Source organism: Thermomonas sp., assembly GCF_035369645.1.
Classification (GTDB): domain Bacteria; phylum Pseudomonadota; class Gammaproteobacteria; order Xanthomonadales; family Xanthomonadaceae; genus Thermomonas.
In genome coordinates, this window is sequence record NZ_DAOOUM010000047.1 from 1 (window position 1) to 17,227 (window position 17,227).

The 17,227-nt window shown below is 62.1% G+C and carries 15 protein-coding genes and 1 pseudogene; 6 read left to right on the top strand and 10 right to left on the bottom strand.

The window, feature by feature from the left end; genetic code table 11:
• Window positions 1-241: 241 nt before the first annotated feature.
• The 6 genes from PK789_RS09380 to radC form a co-directional block, all read right to left on the bottom strand.
• The gene (locus tag PK789_RS09380) at window positions 242-1,003 is read right to left on the bottom strand and encodes an SDR family NAD(P)-dependent oxidoreductase (RefSeq protein ID WP_324308497.1); all 762 of its coding nucleotides are present in this window, start codon (window positions 1,001-1,003) and stop codon (window positions 242-244) included.
• A 35-nt stretch (window positions 1,004-1,038) separates the two neighbouring features.
• Window positions 1,039-1,611 (bottom strand): methyltransferase family protein, encoded by a 573-nt coding sequence (locus PK789_RS09385; RefSeq protein ID WP_324308498.1) that lies wholly within the window; start codon window positions 1,609-1,611, stop codon window positions 1,039-1,041.
• Window positions 1,612-1,722: 111 nt separating this feature from the next.
• The gene (locus PK789_RS09390) at window positions 1,723-2,529 is read right to left on the bottom strand and encodes an SPOR domain-containing protein (RefSeq protein WP_324308499.1); all 807 of its coding nucleotides are present in this window, start codon (window positions 2,527-2,529) and stop codon (window positions 1,723-1,725) included.
• Window positions 2,529-4,217 carry an arginine--tRNA ligase gene (gene argS, locus PK789_RS09395; RefSeq protein WP_324308500.1) on the bottom strand — a complete coding sequence of 563 codons (1,689 nt, stop codon included), beginning with the start codon at window positions 4,215-4,217 and terminating at the stop codon, window positions 2,529-2,531. The genes PK789_RS09390 and argS overlap by 1 nt, the downstream gene beginning before the upstream one ends.
• Before the next feature lie 128 nt (window positions 4,218-4,345).
• Entirely contained in the window at window positions 4,346-4,513 is a 168-nt protein-coding gene (locus PK789_RS09400; RefSeq protein ID WP_324308501.1) for a hypothetical protein, read from the bottom strand.
• Between the two features lie 64 nt (window positions 4,514-4,577).
• The gene (gene radC / locus PK789_RS09405) at window positions 4,578-5,252 is read right to left on the bottom strand and encodes a RadC family protein (RefSeq protein ID WP_324308502.1); all 675 of its coding nucleotides are present in this window, start codon (window positions 5,250-5,252) and stop codon (window positions 4,578-4,580) included.
• A 96-nt stretch (window positions 5,253-5,348) separates the two neighbouring features.
• Here radC and coaBC point away from each other — a divergent pair.
• The 3 genes and pseudogenes from coaBC to PK789_RS09420 all read left to right on the top strand — a co-directional run bounded on the left by coaBC (window position 5,349) and on the right by PK789_RS09420 (window position 9,393).
• A pseudogene (gene coaBC, locus PK789_RS09410) lies at window positions 5,349-6,562 on the top strand (bifunctional phosphopantothenoylcysteine decarboxylase/phosphopantothenate--cysteine ligase CoaBC).
• The gene (dut, locus tag PK789_RS09415; protein WP_324308503.1) at window positions 6,562-7,020 is read left to right on the top strand and encodes a dUTP diphosphatase; all 459 of its coding nucleotides are present in this window, start codon (window positions 6,562-6,564) and stop codon (window positions 7,018-7,020) included. The pseudogene coaBC and the gene dut overlap by 1 nt, the downstream one beginning before the upstream one ends.
• A 12-nt stretch (window positions 7,021-7,032) precedes the next feature.
• Window positions 7,033-9,393: a phosphomannomutase/phosphoglucomutase gene (locus PK789_RS09420; protein WP_324308504.1), complete on the top strand. Its 2,361-nt coding sequence runs from the start codon at window positions 7,033-7,035 to the stop codon at window positions 9,391-9,393.
• Window positions 9,394-9,457: 64 nt separating this feature from the next.
• Here the strand turns inward: PK789_RS09420 and PK789_RS09425 are convergent, their stop codons facing one another.
• On the bottom strand, window positions 9,458-10,168 hold the full coding sequence (locus tag PK789_RS09425; RefSeq protein WP_324308505.1) for a hypothetical protein: 711 nt from the start codon (window positions 10,166-10,168) through the stop codon (window positions 9,458-9,460).
• Window positions 10,169-10,198: 30 nt separating this feature from the next.
• Window positions 10,199-10,849 carry an orotate phosphoribosyltransferase gene (gene pyrE, locus PK789_RS09430; protein WP_324308510.1) on the bottom strand — a complete coding sequence of 217 codons (651 nt, stop codon included), beginning with the start codon at window positions 10,847-10,849 and terminating at the stop codon, window positions 10,199-10,201.
• 100 nt (window positions 10,850-10,949) lie between these two features.
• Between pyrE and PK789_RS09435 the strand changes: the two genes are divergently transcribed.
• Window positions 10,950-11,750: an exodeoxyribonuclease III gene (locus PK789_RS09435; protein ID WP_324308506.1), complete on the top strand. Its 801-nt coding sequence runs from the start codon at window positions 10,950-10,952 to the stop codon at window positions 11,748-11,750.
• On the top strand, window positions 11,747-13,051 hold the full coding sequence (locus PK789_RS09440; RefSeq protein WP_324308507.1) for an AmpG family muropeptide MFS transporter: 1,305 nt from the start codon (window positions 11,747-11,749) through the stop codon (window positions 13,049-13,051). Before PK789_RS09435 ends, PK789_RS09440 begins: the two co-directional genes overlap by 4 nt.
• Here PK789_RS09440 and PK789_RS09445 read toward each other — a convergent pair.
• Both PK789_RS09445 and PK789_RS09450 read right to left on the bottom strand, forming a co-directional pair.
• Window positions 13,039-14,166, bottom strand: coding sequence for an anhydro-N-acetylmuramic acid kinase (locus tag PK789_RS09445; RefSeq protein ID WP_324308508.1), 1,128 nt, complete (start codon window positions 14,164-14,166; stop codon window positions 13,039-13,041). The genes PK789_RS09440 and PK789_RS09445 overlap by 13 nt on opposite strands.
• Window positions 14,167-14,205: 39 nt before the next feature.
• Window positions 14,206-15,660, bottom strand: a complete 1,455-nt coding sequence (locus PK789_RS09450; protein WP_324308509.1) for a peptidoglycan DD-metalloendopeptidase family protein — start codon at window positions 15,658-15,660, stop codon at window positions 14,206-14,208.
• A gap of 174 nt (window positions 15,661-15,834) precedes the next feature.
• On the opposite strand from PK789_RS09450, the gene tyrS reads away from it, so the two are divergent.
• Window positions 15,835-17,073: a tyrosine--tRNA ligase gene (gene tyrS / locus PK789_RS09455; protein ID WP_503011935.1), complete on the top strand. Its 1,239-nt coding sequence runs from the start codon at window positions 15,835-15,837 to the stop codon at window positions 17,071-17,073.
• Window positions 17,074-17,227 lie beyond the last annotated feature (154 nt).

Below are 17,227 nucleotides of genomic sequence, written 5' to 3' on the forward strand. Positions count from 1 at the left end.
ACAACGGCCTCCGGCCGCCCATGATTGGTCACCAGCACCTTGCCTTCGCGGTGCACGGCGTCCATTACGCCGCGCCAGCCGAGTTTTTTGACATCGGAGGCAGGGGTTTTGGGCAGAGCGTCCAGTGACGTGAGCGATAGCACCGCGTTCATGGCCGATCTCCAGTGGACGATAAGGTCAATATACCCTTTTAGGGGAAAATTGCCTGAATGGCTAATTTGGCCAATTTGGCCAATTTAGATTAACCGCCGCGATGCACTTGGAAGCCGGCAAACGACTGCGAGGTGGGCATTAATTCAATGCGGTTGATATTCAGATGCGCCGGTTGGCTGGCCACCCAATAAATCGTCTCGGCGATGTCGTCGGCGGTCATCGGGTTGGCCCCGGTGTACAGCGTATCGGAGGCAGTTTGATCGCCGTGGGTGCGCACCAGGGTGAATTCGGTTTCGGCCATGCCCGGCTCAATGGTGGTCACACGCACACCGGTGCCGTGCAGGTCCGCGCGCAGGCCCAACGAAAACTGGCTGACAAACGCCTTGCTGCCGCCGTAGGCATTGCCGCCGGTGTACGGGTAGATGGCGGCGGTGGAGCTGATATTGATGATCGCGCCCTTGCGCGCGATCAGCGTGGGCAGCAGGGCATGGGTCAAGGTCACCAAGGCGGTGATATTGGTGTCGATCATGGTTTTCCAGTCCGACAGCAGCGCGTTTTGCGCCGGCTTCGTCCCCTGCGCGAGGCCGGCATTGTTGACCAGCAGGTCGATGCCGGCAAAGCGTTGCGGCAGCGCGTCCAGCGCGGCGCGCATCGCTGCTTCGTCGCGAATATCGAAGCAGGCGGTGTGCACGGCATCGCCCAGTTCAGCACGCAGTGCCTCAAGCCGGTCGGCGCGGCGGCCGGTGGCAATCACTTGCCAGCCGTTGTCGATGAATTTGCGCGCAGCGGCGCGGCCAAAACCGGCGGTGGCACCGGTGATCAAAACGGTGCGGGGGGATGGTGTTTTCATGCGCACATTCTACGGCGGCGCGTTGACCGAGGGGTTTACCAGATGCCGGGCAGGAGGCGGCGGGTTTGGCGGGCGTAGGCCGGGTATTCGATGGGGAAGGCTTGCGCCAGCGCGGCTTCTTCAATATGGATGCGGCGCAAGAACACCGCAAACACGGGGATCAGGATGATCAGGAGCGAGATCCCATCGCCTTGGCAGAGTGCAAAGCCCAGAAAAGTGGCCAATGCGCCGGTGTAAGAGGGGTGGCGCAGCCAACGATAGGGGCCACTGCGAACGATTTGGTGGTCTTCGCCGATGGTGACATCCACGGTGAAGTGGCGGCCCAAGACCCGAATGGCCCGCCAGCGAAAGTCCAAGCCCAGCACCATCAACAGCAGGCCAATGGGTGTTAGCAGGTGCTGGGTGGTTGCGGGCACCGGCCAAAAATGGGCGTAGGAAAACCAAACCCCTAGGAAAATGCAAAGGTAGATCGTCCATTGCAGCAGGCGCAGGGTGCCGTGGTCTTGGCTACGGTTGCGATCGCCTGAACGCCGATACCAGCCCAGCCAGAGTTCGCTGCCGCCCCAAACCACGACGAGGGCAGTGTAAAGGGTGTTCAGAACGGTCATTTGCGCGCACCTAGGCTTTGATGGACGCAGCCTAACGCGATGCCGATGTGTGCTGAAGTGACACATCACACCTGCCGTGGGTGACAGGTGGATGCAGCTGGCAATACCGGGTCAGTGGGTCTTGACGGCCATTGCCTGCAAGCCGCCGCCTGCCAGTTTGGCCTTGGCATCGGCCAACTCCGAGGCGCTACCATACGGGCCCATGCGCACGCGATAGACGGTTTTATCGCCAATCTGTGCCGACTCTACCCGTGCGTTCAAACCCAGCATGGCGATTTTGGCCTTCACGGTTTCGGCGTCGCCGGAAGCACCAAACGCCCCCGCTTGCAGCAGGTAATTGACTTGCGTGGTGCTGGTCTTGGCGGCATCGGCATCGCTGCGGCTTGGCTTGGTGGCAGCATCCGACTTGGCGGTGCTGGCGTTGATGTCGGGCTTGGTATCGGTTTTGGCGTCAGTTTTTGGTGCGCTGCCGGGTGCGTCATTGACCGGAGCAGGCAACGCTGCGGCAGCGGTGTCGGTGCTTGCCGCTGCGGCCAATTTCTGTGCACGCGCATGCGCGTCGGCTTCGGCCTTGGCGCTGGCGGCCAGTTCGGCATCACTCATCTGCACGCCCTCGCCGGGCAGCAGTGTGTAGAAGTCGTATTGCGGCGATTTGGGCTTGCTGGGTTGGGCAGGGGCTTGCGTGGCAACATCCGGGGCGATGGCCGTGTTGTCCTCACTGACTGCCGCCGGCAACGCATCCGGGTTGGGTTTGGGGCCGATCCGCAAGAAATCGTTGTCACCGCCGGACTTGAGCAGGCGTGGCAGCAACAGCACCGCCAACAAGGTCACCAAGATGCCGATGACCAGCCACGCCCACCCAGGTAGCCCGCTGCTGCCAGTGCGCTTGGCCTGAGATTTTCCGCGACGCGCTGCCATTACATGCTCTCCGGGGCGGATACGCCCAGCAGGTCAAGACCATTGGCCAGTACTTGCCGGGTGGCCAGCGCCAAACTCAAGCGTGCATCACGTAGGGCGGCGTCCTCGACCAAAACCGGCGAGGCGTGATACCAACCGTGGAAGGCGTTGGCCAGTTCACGCAAATATTGTGCGATGAGGTGCGGCTCCAGTGTGGTGCCAGCGGCGTCCACCACGTCGGCAAACCGTGACAGTTCACGCAGCAGGTCCTGCGCCGGCGCATCGTCCAGCCGATGCAGCGACGCCTGCCCGTTGTCGGCATCAAACGCATAGCCCTTCTCGCCGGCTTGGCGCAGCAAGCTGCACACGCGGGCGTGCGCGTACTGCACGTAGAACACCGGGTTGTCGTTGGACTGCGAACGCGCCAGGTCGATGTCGAAGGTGAGCTGCGAGTCGGGTTTGCGCGCAATCAAGAACCAGCGTACCGCATCGGCGCTGGTTTCTTCGATCAAATCGCGCAGGGTCAAATAACTGCCGGCACGCTTGGACAATTTCACTTCTTCGCCGCCGCGCATCACCGTCACCATTTGGTGCAGCACGTAGTCGGGATAGCCGGCGGGGATGCCGCAATCCAGCGCTTGCAGGCCAGCTTTCACCCGCGCCAGTGAGCCGTGGTGGTCGGCGCCCAGCTCGGTGATGGCGCGCTGATAACCGCGTTGCCACTTGCTCAGGTGGTAGGCCACGTCCGGCACAAAATAGGTGTAGGTGCCGTCGGACTTGCGCATCACCCGGTCTTTGTCGTCACCAAAGGTGGTGCTGCGCAACCACAACGCGCCGCCTTCTTCATAGGTGTGGCCGTGTGCGATGAGTTCACGCACGGTTTCTTCCACTTTGCCGTCGGCATACAGCGACGACTCCAGAAAATAGCGATCAAAGCTAACCCCGAATGCAGCCAAGTCGGTATTTTGTTCGCGGCGCAGATAGGCCACGGCAAACGCACGAATGGCATCGAGGTCGTCTGTATCGTTTTTGCCAGTGATGGTATGGCCTTCCACCTCCACGCTGTCACCGCGCAGATAGCTTTGCGCCACATCGGCGATGTAGTCGCCGTTGTAGGCATCGGCCGGCCATTGCACATCACCGGGTTTGCAGCCTTTGGCGCGCGCTTGGGTGGAAATGGCCAAGTTATTGATCTGCACGCCGGCGTCGTTGTAGTAGAACTCGCGCTTCACATTCCAGCCGTTGGCGGCCATGACGCGGGCGATGCAATCACCGATCACCCCGGCGCGACCGTGGCCCACATGCAGCGGGCCGGTGGGGTTGGCGGAGACATATTCCACGCCCACGGTTTTGCCACCGCCGCGGGTGTTGCGGCCAAACGCTGCGCCAGCGGCGTGGATGTCGCGCACCTGCTGCTGCCACGCGGCGGGGGTCAGGTGGAAATTGATGAAGCCGGGGCCGGCGATCTCGACCTTGGCGATGGCATCCGACGCCGGTAACGCCGCCAGCAACTGCTGCGCCAGTGCGCGCGGATTGGTGCTGGCTTGCTTTGCCAGCAACATGGCGATGTTGGTGGAAAAGTCACCGTGCGCGCGTTCTTTGGGGCGCTCGATCACAAACTCGGGCAGGGTCAAGCCGGCCGGCAGGGTGCCGGCAGCGCGCAAATGAGAGAGGCCTTCTTCAATCAAGGCACGAAGCTGGGTTTTCACGGAATCAATTGGCAGCAAATCAATGACCGGCCATTGTACGCGAGGCCGGGTGAACCGCCGGATCGGTCAAGGATTGCGCGGCAGTGATGGCGTGGCGGTGATGGTATGGCAGTGGGGGGGCACACGGATCAATGCAAAAACAGTTTGACCACGGCCAGTGCCGCACCAAAGACGCCCGCCAACACCACGAATGGGTACCACTTGGACTCCGCATTGATCTTGGCGGTTTCCGCAATGAGTTTGGCGATTTCCGCTTCGATTTTCTGGGTGGTGACGGTGGTTTGGGGAGCGGTCATGGCGAACTCCTTCGATCTTGCGATGATAGCAGCGTGGACAACGCGGGCGGATAGGTATGTGAAGTCACACCATCCCCAGACGCGCCATCGAGGTGGCTGCGCCGTCGCCGACGATGACGTGATCGAGCAGGCGAATATCCACCAAACCCAGTGCTTGTTTGATGCGAACGGTGACGGCGCGGTCGGCGGCGCTGGGTTCGGGATTGCCGCTGGGGTGGTTGTGGCCGACGATCACCGCCGCCGCCGAGTGCGCCAGTGCGCGTTCGACCACCGTGCGTGGGTGCACTTCGGCACCGTCGATACTGCCGCGAAACAGCTCCTCAAAGGCCAAGGCGCGCAGGCGGGTGTCCAGATACAGCACCGCAAACACCTCGTGCTTCAATCCGCGCAAGCGCTGGGTGAAATAGCGGCCGGCAGCACTGGGGTCACCCAATGCTTCGCCACGCTCCAGTTGCGCCGCCAAATGGCGATGCCCCAACTCCAGTGCGGCGGCCAGTGCGCAGGCGCGGGCCGGGCCGATGCCACGCAGGCGGGTCAGCGCCGTAGGCGCGCGGTCCAGCAGTTGGCGCAGGCTGCCGTTGGCCGCCAGCAGCACGCGCGCACTGGCCACTGCGTCTTGTCCGGCGGTGCCCGAGCCAAGGAAGATCGCCAGTAATTCGGCGTCGGACAGGCTGCCGGGGCCACGGGCCAGCAGCTTTTCGCGGGGGCGTTCTTGTTCGGGCCAGTCACGGATATGCATGGGGTCAGCATGCAGGGCGCGATCTGCGCTGGGTAGCGGCAGATGCCTCAGCTTCGGGTAAGCTGCCGCCTTGTGTAGAGGTCAGGGAAAGGCCCGATGCCGGTGACGTGTTTTCCGAATACCGATTACCGCGTGCTGCTGTGCGTGTGTGGTGGCATTGCTGCGTATAAATCGGCCGAACTGGTGCGCCGTCTACGCGATGCTGGTGCGCAGGTGCAGGTGGCAATGACCGATGCCGCGCAGCGCTTTGTGGGTACGCAAACCTTCCAGGCACTGTCGCATCAGCCGGTGCGCACGTCGCTGTGGGATGCGCAGGCTGAAGCGGCGATGGGGCATCTAGAGTTGGCGCGTTGGGCGCAGCAGGTGGTGATCGCGCCGGCCACCGCCAACACGCTGGCCAAGTTGGCGCAGGGCGTGGCCGATGATCTGGTCACCACCCTGTGTTTGGCGACCGAGGCCCCCATCTTGATCGCGCCGGCAATGAACCACGTGATGTGGAAGCACCCCGCCACGCAGTCCAATTTGGCCATCCTGCTGGCACGCGGGGTGCGTATGGTGGGCCCCAACGACGGCCCGCTTGCCGAAGGCGAATCCGGCCCCGGACGGATGGCCGAACCGGCACAGATTGTCAGCGCATTGGAGACATTGGCATGACGGCCGTGGCATTGGCAGGTCTGCGGGTTTTGGTCAGCGCCGGCCCGACGTATGAAGACATCGATCCGGCGCGCTTTTTGGGTAATCGCAGCAGCGGTAAAATGGGGTTTGCCATCGCCGCCGAAGCCGCGCAGCGCGGCGCGCAGGTGTTACTGGTAGCAGGCCCGGTGCAGCAACCCACCCCCAACCATGTGCAGCGCGTCGATGTGCGCAGCGCGGCGCAGATGCATGCGGCGGTGCTGGCGGGGCTGCCTTGCGATATTTACATCGGTGCGGCAGCGGTGGCGGATTTCACCCCGCGCAGCTGCGCGACCGGCAAGATCAAAAAACAGCCGGGGCAAGACACCCTGCTACTGGAATTGGTGCAGACCCGCGACATCTTGGCCGACGTTGCCGCGCACGCGCAGCGGCCGCGCTTGGTGGTGGGGTTTGCCGCAGAGACCGACAATGTGGCCGGGTATGCCCGTGGCAAGCTGCAACGCAAGCGATTGGATCTGATTTGCGCCAACCAAGTGGGCGTGGTCGGCAGCGGTTTTGAAAGTGACGATAATGCGCTGCTGGTGATCGACGCCGATGGCGAGCGGGCCTTGGGCCCTGCACCCAAGTGCGCACTGGCAGGACAATTACTGGATTTGATTGCGGAGCGGCTGGGGTGATGGAACACGTATTGCAGGTCAAAGTTTTGGATGCGCGTTTTGGCGCGGAATGGCCCTTGCCCGAATACGCCACCGCCCATTCTGCCGGGATGGATTTGCGCGCCGCGCTGGCCGCCCCACTGCAACTGGCGGCCGGGCAAACTGCACTGGTGCCGTCAGGTTTGGCGATTCACGTGGGGGATCCGGGCATGTGCGCGGTGTTGTTGCCGCGTTCGGGTTTGGGCCATAAACATGGCATCGTGCTGGGCAATGGCACGGGTTTGATCGACGCCGACTACCAAGGCCCGCTGATGATCAGCCTATGGAATCGCTCTGCGAGCGAGTTCAAGCTAGAGCCTGGCGACCGCGTTGCGCAGCTTGTGTTGCTGCCAGTAGTGCGCGCAGTGTTGCAGGTAGTGGATACTTTCGAAGAAAGTGCACGCGGTGAGGGTGGATTTGGCCATACCGGCGTGCGCTGACAGGGGAATTGCATGGCTGTATTTGGTTTGGGCGCGAACAAAGAGAAGACGGATGACGCAGGGGGCGGCGCAAGTACCCTGAAGTTTGATCCGCTGATGGCCGTGCGTGCGTTGCCATGGCTGCTGGTATTGCTGGCGCTGTTGGCGATATGGAGTCTGGTGGCCGGCGGGCTGCGGCAATTGGGCGAATCACGCCAACATGCGCTGGAGGCCAGCCGCGATGACGTGAACATGGCCGTGCAACGCACCTTGGATGGCGCGCGTCAAACCTTCGCCGCACAACTGGCAAGTAAGCCATTCACTACCGCGCTGGCGGCCGGCAACACGCAGGCGGCCAGTGCTGCGATCAAGCAGGGTTGGGCGGATGCCAAGCGGGTCGAAGTCTGGGCCGGGGATCTGGAGCACCTGTACATCGGTTTACCGCGCAGTGGGTTTGGCACTTTGGCGGTGGCCGAGGATGCGCTGCACAGTGGCAAGGTGCAGGCACGCTTGGTGCGTACTGCGGGCAGGCAATGGCTGGCGCTGGCCGCGCCGGTTATGGGCAAGGTGGCGTATGCCGAACTGCCCATGGCGCGCATGCAGGCCAGCGTGGAAAGTCCAAACTTGCCGGACGGCAGCTATCTGGCGTTGCGGCAGGGCTCTAGCAGCGTGTTTGAACGTGGCGATAGTGGGCTATCGGGTGCAGCAGAGGCGTTGGCGGTCAAAGTGCCAGAGAGCGACTTGCGGATCGCCGCGGCCAGTCCTGATCTTGCGGAGACACCCTTTGGCTTAGGCGGATGGAGTTCGATGGGCTTGGGGTTAGTCCTGCTACTGGTGGCAGCGGCGCTGTGGTTTGTGCTGCGGCCGCGTTTGCTGGCGATGGCCGGTCTGGAAGAGGTGGAAGCCGGCCCCACCCTGTCCGATTTGCAGCAAGAACTGCCGGTTGCCGAGGTGGTCACCCGCGCCAAGCCGCGCGAACAAGACCACCCCGCCGCAGAAAAAGCCGTGCCGGTGGTCATCGACCACCGCATCTTCCGCGCCTACGACATTCGCGGCGTGATCGGGATGTCACTGGATGCCGGCGTGGCCGAATTGATCGGCCAGTCGATCGGCTCGGTGATGGCCGACCAAGGCTTGGACAGTATTGTCGTCGGCCGCGATGGCCGCCTCTCTGGCCCAGACTTGTCTGACGGCCTGATCCGTGGCCTGCGCAAGGCCGGTCGCAACGTTATCGACATTGGCATGGCCCCCACCCCGGTGGTGTATTTCGGCTGCTATCACCTGCGAACCGGCTGTGGCGTGGCCATTACCGGCAGCCACAACCCACCCGACTACAACGGCTTCAAAATCGTGGTGGGTGGTGAAACGCTTTCCGGTGCGGCGATCAAAGATTTGCATGCGCGCATCGCCGAAGACCGCCTGCTGGAAGCCGACAGCCCCGGTGGCCTGGACGAGCGCGACATCGGCGATGACTACGTGCAGCGTATCGCCGGCGACATCCAGATTGGCCAGCGGTTGAAGGTGGTGGTGGATGCCGGCAACGGCGTCGCCGGCGTGCTGGGGCCGCGTGTGCTGGAGGCCATCGGTGCCGAGGTCACGCCGCTGTTCTGCGATATCGACGGCACCTTCCCTAACCATCACCCGGACCCCAGCGAGCCACACAATCTGGAAGCACTGGTGCAGATGGTGCAGCGTTTGGATGCCGATCTTGGTATCGCTTTCGATGGCGATGGCGACCGTTTGGGCGTGGTCACCAAGGCCGGCAAAAATATCTTCCCGGATCGCTTGCTGATGCTGTTTGCCGCCGATGTGCTGGAACGCAACCCGGGCGCGGTGATCGTGTATGACGTCAAGTGTACCGGCCGTTTGCCGATGCAAATCCTGCGTCACGGCGGCAGCCCATTGATGTGGAAGACCGGGCACTCGCTGATCAAGAGCAAGATGCGTGAAGTCGATGCCGCCTTGGCCGGTGAAATGAGCGGGCATTTCTTCTTTGCCGAACGCTGGTTTGGGTTCGACGATGGCATCTATGCCGCCGCGCGCCTGCTGGAAATTTTGGACACCCGTGGTGAGGCCCCCGAGGACGTGTTTGCCGCGTTGCCCGATGGCGTTTCCACCGCCGAGATCAAAGTCGAACTGCCAGAAGCTGGCGACCCGCACGAGTTTGTCGATCGGTTCCGGATGTCGGCCAGTTTCGAGGGCGGCCGGCTGACCACCATTGATGGTCTGCGCGTGGATTGGTCGGACGGCTGGGGATTGGTGCGTGCTTCCAATACCACCCCCGTCCTGGTGATGCGCTTTGATGCCGACAGCAATGCGGCGATGGCGCGCATCCAGCACGTTTTCCGCGAGCATCTGCTACGGCTGGAGCCAAATCTACGGCTGCCGTTCTAAAACCCGGATTGCATCGGAGGCACGGCCCCAGCGAGTGGTGGCCGCTGGATTGTGCCGTCTGGATTCAGCCTGCCGAGGGTTTTGCGGCAGGCGCGGCTGGAGCGGGTGATGCGGATGCCGGTGCGGCATCCTTGTTGGGCTTCATCAGCCGGTAGCGGCGTAGCGAGTCGTCAAGCTCACTCCCTAATTCGGCCCGGTCTTGTTGCTGCGCCACTAAGATTTGGCCCTGCCGCAGCAAATCGGCGTGCTGGGCCTGGATGGCATTGGTCAGTGGCTTGGGCACCGGTTCGCCGGACAGCTCTTTGTTGCCGGCTTGGCGCAGCAAGCTAATCAGGCTCAGGCGCAGGGTGGAGACCGTCAAGCGACTGGACTTGATGGCCTCATCCAGCAAGGTGGTGCGCTCGCCATAGGCGCGGCGCAGATCGCTTTCAGTCATGTAGGACTCGACCATGGCCAAATCACGGCGCTTTTGCATGGCTTCGGCTTCTGCCTGTTGGCGGGCAAGATCGGCGGCTTGTGCGGCGGCACTGCGCTCCTCTTGATTCAGGCTGCGGTCCACATGGGCGGTGGCCATGCCGCTTTTGATCGAAAACTCGGTGCGGGCGCTATCCACCGCAGAGGCAGGCAGGGCATCACCGCAGACCTTGCGGCCAGCGTCATTCCAGCAATAGATTTTTTTCTCGGTGGCGGGCTTGGTTTGTGCGGACGTCGCCGTGGTGGCACTCAATAGCGCCAAGGCGAGTGTGGTGATGGCGATGTGTCGATGCAGTGGCATGACGGCCCCCTGTGGCAGTCGATGAGCGGGTCAGGCGATCCCGTAGCGCGCGCGGTAGGCGAGCAGGGCATCGCGATGCATGGCAAGCGTGCCAGTTTCGCCAACAAACGCAAGCAAGTCACCCAAACCGGCCACCGCCACCACCGGGATGGCGTGTTCGCGCGCCACCGCCTGTGCCGCCGAGGCGTTGGCATCCTCGCGCACGCGCTCCTGGCGATCCAGTGCAATCACAATGCCGGCGGTGTTGCCACCAGCGGCGCTGATAATGGTCAGCGCTTCGCGGATGGCGGTGCCGGCGGTGATTACATCGTCCACGATCAACACCTTGCGTCCTGCCAGCGGCGCACCAATCAAGCTGCCGCCTTCGCCGTGGGTCTTGGCTTCTTTGCGGTTGAACGCCACCGGCAAATCACGGCCGCGACGGGCAAATTCGCAGGCCAATGCGGTAGCCAGCGGAATGCCTTTGTAGGCTGGGCCAAACAGCAGGTCAAATTCCAGCCCGGCGGCCTCGATGGCATCGGCATAGCACGCCGCCAGCGCGGCCAGGGTTGCACCGGAATTGAATTGCCCGGCATTGAAAAAATACGGACTGATGCGGCCGGATTTCAAGGTGAACTCGCCAAAGCGCAGCGCATCGGCGCGCAAGGCCAATTGCAGGAAACGGGAACGGTGGGTATCAATGGCAGTGTTCATGGCGTCATTGTCCCATGTTGCCGGGCAAGTTGGCGGAAGCTTGCGGGGGATCGGTTAGGCTTGGCGATCCTTTCTTGATTTGAACGGCATGCGCATTCTCAGCTTCAACGCCAATGGCCTGCGGTCGGCCACCAGCAAGGGCTTTTTTGAGTGGTTCAAGCAGCAAGACATCGACGTGCTCTGCGTGCAGGAAACCAAGGCGCAAGAACACCAACTCGACGATGCAGCATTGCGCCCCGAGGGCTATCAACGTTGGTTCAAAGATGCGCAGAAAAAAGGCTATAGCGGTGTCGCCATCTACAGCCGGCGCGAGCCCGACGACATCCGCACCGCGCTGGGCTGGGCCCCATTCGATGACGAGGGGCGTTATATCGAAGCTCGCTTCGGTAATCTGAGTGTGGTGAGTTTCTACATTCCCTCGGGCAGCTCCGGCGCGGAGCGCCAAGGCTTCAAGGAAGAGGTGATGGCTTGGCTGAAGCCGATCATGACGCAATGGCTGGAAAGCGGCCGTGAGTATGTGTTGTGCGGTGATTGGAACATCGTGCGGGCGAAAAACGACATCAAAAACTGGACCGGCAATCAGAAAAATTCCGGCTGCCTGCCGCACGAACGCGCGTGGCTGAGTGGCCTGATGGCCGATGCCTGCCACGACGGCTTGATCACACCGCCTGCACATGGCTGGAAGGATGCCTTTCGTGTCGCCAAACCCGATGCGGTGGAATACTCGTGGTGGTCGCAGCGCGGCGGTGCGCGCGCCAATAACGTCGGTTGGCGCATTGATTACCAGATCGCCACGCCGGGCATTGCAGCGGGTATCCGCAGCGCCGAAATTTTCCCCGAGCCTAAATTTTCCGACCACGCGCCGCTACTGGTGGAATACGCCGAATGAGCACTCCCGTGAAGCCCAAAAAACCTTCGGTCTGGCAATCGTTTGCGCAACCGGCGGCGGGCACCATGTTCTTTTTCGGCTTCTCCTCGGGCCTGCCGTTTTTGTTGGTGGCCGGCACCTTGGCGTTTTGGCTGAAGGATGTCGGCATCGTGCTGAAAGACATCACCATGATCGCCAGCGCCGGCATGCTGTATGCCTTCAAATTTGTGTGGGCACCGCTGCTGGACCATTGGCAGTTGCCGGGGTTCCAGCGCTTGGGACGGCGGCGCGGTTGGTTGCTGGCGGCGCAGTTGGGGGTCATCGCCAGTTTGCTGTTGATGGCGGCCACCACGCCGGCCCAACTGGGTCTGTTCATTGCGGCCACGCTGGGCGTGGCATTTTTCGGGGCCACCCAAGACATTGCAGTGGATGCCTACCGGATTGAAATTGCACCGGTGGACGCACAAGGCGCGTTGGTAGCCACCTACTCGCTGGGTTATCGCATCGGCCTGATTTTGGCCGGCGCATTGGCCGCAATCTTGGCTGACCACATCGCCTGGAGTCTGGTGTATGTGTTGATGGCGGCGGCGATGTTGATCCCCTTGCTGGCCAATTTGCTGGCGCGTGAGCCGCAGCTGGCACCCAAGCCGCATTTGGGCTGGGGCGATGCGATGGTGAACGCGGTGGTCGATCCGTTTGCCGATTTCTTCCGCCGTTACGGAGCGGCGCTGGCGCTCACGGTGCTGGCGTACATCCTGTTGTTCAAAGTGCCAGAGCAAGCCACCATCGGCGGCATCATGAGCCCGTTCTACGTGGACCAAGGCTTCAGCAAAACCCAGATTGGTTCGATCACCAAACTCTGGGGCGTGTGGGTGGGCATCCTTGGGGTGTTCTGCGGCGGCGCATTGGTGACCCGGATGGGCGCGTGGAAGTCGCTGGGGTTGATGATGCTGGTGTGCGGCAGCTGTAATTTGCTGTACCTGCTGCTGATGCTGCACAAGGGCGATGTGTGGGTGCTCACGGCGGTGATCTCGGCAGAAAACTTCACCCTGGGGATGTTGGGCCCACCCACCGTTGCGTTCCTCTCGGCGCTGGTCAACAAGGAGCACACCGCCACGCAATACGCGTTGCTCAGTTCGCTGGTCAATCTACCTGGAAAAGTCCTTGGTTTCTTCGCCGGCGGCATTGTGATGGCCACCGGCTACGGCATGTATTTCGTCATCACCGTGTTGGCGCTGATTCCTGCGGCCTTGCTGTATGTCTGGCTGACGCCGCCGCTGCGGCAGCGAGTCTTTGTCGAAACAGGCACTCAGGCCGGATAAAGCGCGCCCAACACACGCAGCCCTGCGGCATCGGTGACGGCGGGCAGGTTGCCGGGGCGGCCGGCCAAGTGTTCGCGCGCCAGCCATGCAAATGCCATGGCTTCCACATAATCGGGGTCCAGTCCCTGCGCGGCGCTGGACTCCACCACGGCGTGCGGCAGCGCATCGGCCAATGCCGCCAGCAATCGTGGGTTGTGTACGCCCCCGCCACACACAATGACCCGCCGCGTCTGCGGCTGCTGCGCCTGCAGCGCGGCGACGACGGTGCGCACGGTCAAGGCCAGTAGCGTGGCCTGCACATCGGCAGGTGATTCGTGGCCGACAAGTGCGGCCTCCACCCACGCCAGATGGAATTGGTCACGGCCGGTGGATTTGGGGGGCGGCGCGGCAAACCACGGCTCCGCCAGTAGGCGTGCCAGCAAGCCGGTATCCACGCGGCCTTGTGCCGCAAATGCGCCACCGGCGTCGTATGGCTGGCCCACATGGCGCTGGCACCATGCATCCATCAGGCCATTGGCCGGGCCGGTATCAAAACCACGCACGACCCCTTGCGTCGGCAGCAGGGTGACATTGGCAATCCCGCCCAGATTCAACACGGCGCGGTCTTCATTTGCATCGTGCAGCACCGCGGCATGAAACGCCGGTACCAGCGGTGCGCCGTGACCGCCGGCGGCCACATCACGGCGGCGGAAATCGGCCACCACCGGCAGCTTGCAGCGCTCGGCAATGCTGGACGGGTCGCCCAATTGCAGGGTGAAGGGCACCTCGCCTTGTGGGCGGTGGCGCAGGGTTTGCCCGTGCGAGCCAATTGCGGTGATCAGGCTGCGATCCACACCGGCAGCGTCGATCAAGGTATTGGCGGCATCGGCAAATGCCCGCCCAATGTGCACATCCAGCATGCCCACCGTATCCAGCGTGAGTGCTTGCGCGTGCTGGCCCAAGGCCACCAGTTGTTCGCGTAGTGCAGGCTGCCACGGCAGCACTTGTCCGGCCAGCAACGTGGGCCGGGCGTGCGCAGAGTCGCTATCGAAGCGCACCAGCGCGGCATCAATGCCGTCGGCACTGGTGCCGGAGATCAGGCCAAGAAAGAGAGGTGTAAGTGCGATGTCGGACATGCGCGGCAGTATCGCATTGCCGCGCATCCAGCATGCTGTTTACCCCTTGCGCCGGTTCCCGCGTTTACTGGCCTTAGGGGCGGGCGTGGCACTGGCCACGCGGCTGCCATCATCCAGCTGAAACACCACGTCCTCTACTTCGCGGATTTTCTCCAGCGCATGGTGGGTTTCACTCTTGAATGCCATCAAATCATTGCCCGCCAGCGGTGCGGGTGGCGGCAGGGTCATCTTTAGCGGGTTGACCTGCGTGCCATTGACACGGAATTCGTAATGCAAATGCGGGCCGGTGGCCATGCCGGTGCTGCCCACATAGCCAATGACTGTGCCTTGCGCCACGCGTTGGCCGGTGTGGATGCCGGCAAAGCGCGACATGTGGCCATAGAGCGTGCTCTTGCCGGCACCATGATTGAGAATGACCACGTTGCCGTAGCCACTCTTTTGTCCCACAAATTCCACCTTGGCATCACCGGCTGCCTGGATGGGGGTGCCGGTGCTGGCGGCGTAATCCACGCCCTTGTGCATGCGGAAGGTGCCTAAAATCGGGTGATTGCGGCCACCAAAGCCAGAGGTCAGGCGCGCATACGGAATCGGCATACGAATGAACGGACGCTTGAGCGAGCGACCATCGGGGGTGAAGTATTCGGGTTTGCCGTCGCGCATGAACCGGAACGCACTTTTCAGCTGCCCATCCACGGTGAAGGTGGCCGCTTGCACCGGCCCGGTATTCACCAGCTGGCCGTTTTTCCAGGTTTGATCGACCACCACGCTGAAGCGGTCGTCTTCGCTCAGATCCGAGTCAAAGTCGATGTCGTACTTGAACATTTCATCGGTGAGCTGCTCCAACTGCGAACTACCCAGCCCCAGCGCACGTGCCGATGCAAACAGTGATTTGCCTACCTCACCGGTCAAGACCACGGTGCGGGTGGTGATTTCAACCGGCACGGCGTGTTCACGCAACGCATCGCCATTGAATTCCAGCTCGATCGGAGTATCACCGATGCCGGGGCCAGCTTCCAAACGCATCGCGCGCACGCTGCCGTCGGCGGGTAGATTGAAGCTCAGCTGTGTGCCGGGACGTAGTTTGCGCAGGGTGGGTTTGATGGTGGGGTGCTGCATCACACGCGCCAATTGGTCATACGGAATGCCCAACTCCTCGAACACGCCACTCAAGGTTTGCCCGGGTTTGAGTGTCACCGATTGCCAGCGATCATCGGTGGCTTTGCCAGCATGTTTGTTCAATTTGGGCAGCGATAGCGCCATCGTCATCCGCTGCGCACGTGCGGTCAGATGTGGATCGAGCACGCTGGAAAAACCGGGCACGATGGTGGCAAGCAGCATACCCATCGTGGTCAAGACGCTGACATGCGCCCAATGACGACGGGTCCAGCGGCCACGAAACGGGTGCGGAAGGGCAAGACTGGCGGGGCGGTCTGCGTTGACTCGGGCGCGTTCGAGGTTCTCGCGACGTACGGCGTCGTGATTCGTATCCGCCATGTGTGGCTCCCCGCGTGTGGTGAAATTGCCGACGCGGTACCATAGACACATGAGGCGCGTGCGTCAACCCGTTGAATCTGTTGGTAATTTCAGACTTTTCGGTTAACGTGTCCTTAACTTCCTCCTGAATACGTGGCGCCCCGCTGCGCCGCCGAAAATCACATCCCATCGAGAATGCCAGTGTCCCAGTTGCAGCAAGCTGTCGAGTTGATTGCCCGTGGTAGTGACGAAATCCTCAAGCGCGAAGAGCTCGAGGCGCGTCTGGCCGCGTCCATGAAAGACGGCGGCCGGCCGCTGCGGGTCAAGGCTGGCTTTGACCCCACTGCGCCCGATTTGCACCTTGGCCACACCGTGCTGCTCAACAAAATGCGCCAGTTCCAGGATCTGGGGCATCAGGTCATCTTCTTGATTGGCGACTTCACCGGCATGATCGGTGACCCCACCGGCAAGAACATCACCCGCAAGCCGCTGACTCGCGAGGATGTGCTGGCCAATGCGCAAACGTATGCCGAGCAAGTCTTCAAGGTGCTTGATCGTGAGCGCACCGAGGTGCGTTTCAATAGCGAGTGGTTCGGCCAAATGAGTGCCGCCGACATGATCAAGCTCGCTGCGCAGCATACCGTGGCGCGCATGCTGGAGCGCGACGATTTCGCCAAACGCTATGCCGCGCAGCAGTCCATCGCCATCCACGAGTTCTTGTATCCATTAGTGCAGGGTTATGACTCGGTGGCACTCAAGGCCGATGTCGAGCTTGGCGGTACCGACCAGAAGTTCAACCTGCTGATGGGGCGCGGCCTGCAAGAACACCACGGCCAGCCGCCGCAGATTGTCCTGACCATGCCGCTGCTGGAAGGACTGGATGGCGTCAACAAGATGAGCAAGTCGTTGGGCAATTACATTGGCATCAATGAGCCGGCCATCGACATCGTCACCAAGACGATGAAGATCGGTGATGACTTGATGTGGCGCTGGGTCGACCTGCTCAGTTTTGAAATCGGCATTGCAGAAGCCAAGGCGCTGCGTGACGACGTGGCGGCGGGTCTAAATCCGCGTGACATCAAGTTGCGTTTAGCGCGCGAGCTGGCCGCGCGCTTCCACGATGCCGCCGCTGCCGAGCTGGCCATTGCCGGCTGGCATGCGGCCGTGCGCGGAGAGGGCGATTTATCGCAACTGCCGCTGCACGATGTCGTGGTGCCGGCCGAAGGCTTGCGCATTGCCGCGCTACTGACCGCCGCAGGCATCACCCCGTCCAATGGCGAGGCCAACCGCAAGCTGAAAGAACGCGCCGTGCGCGTGGATGGCGAGGTCTTCGAAGATGCGGCGCGAGTGTTTACGCCCGGTTTCGAAGGTGTATTGGCAGTGGGCAAGCGCAACTTCGCGCGGGTGCGGTTGGTGCGAGGCGAGTGGATGTGAACATTGGTGGGAAGGCTTCCAAAACAGTAAAAGATGCTGCATAATTTCGTCCCCCTGCTTCCACCGATTAGCCGACAGGCTGGTACGAACGAATCAGGTGGCCATCAACGCCCCCGCAAGAGGGTATTGACGGCGGCAAAAAAGGCTGCATAAT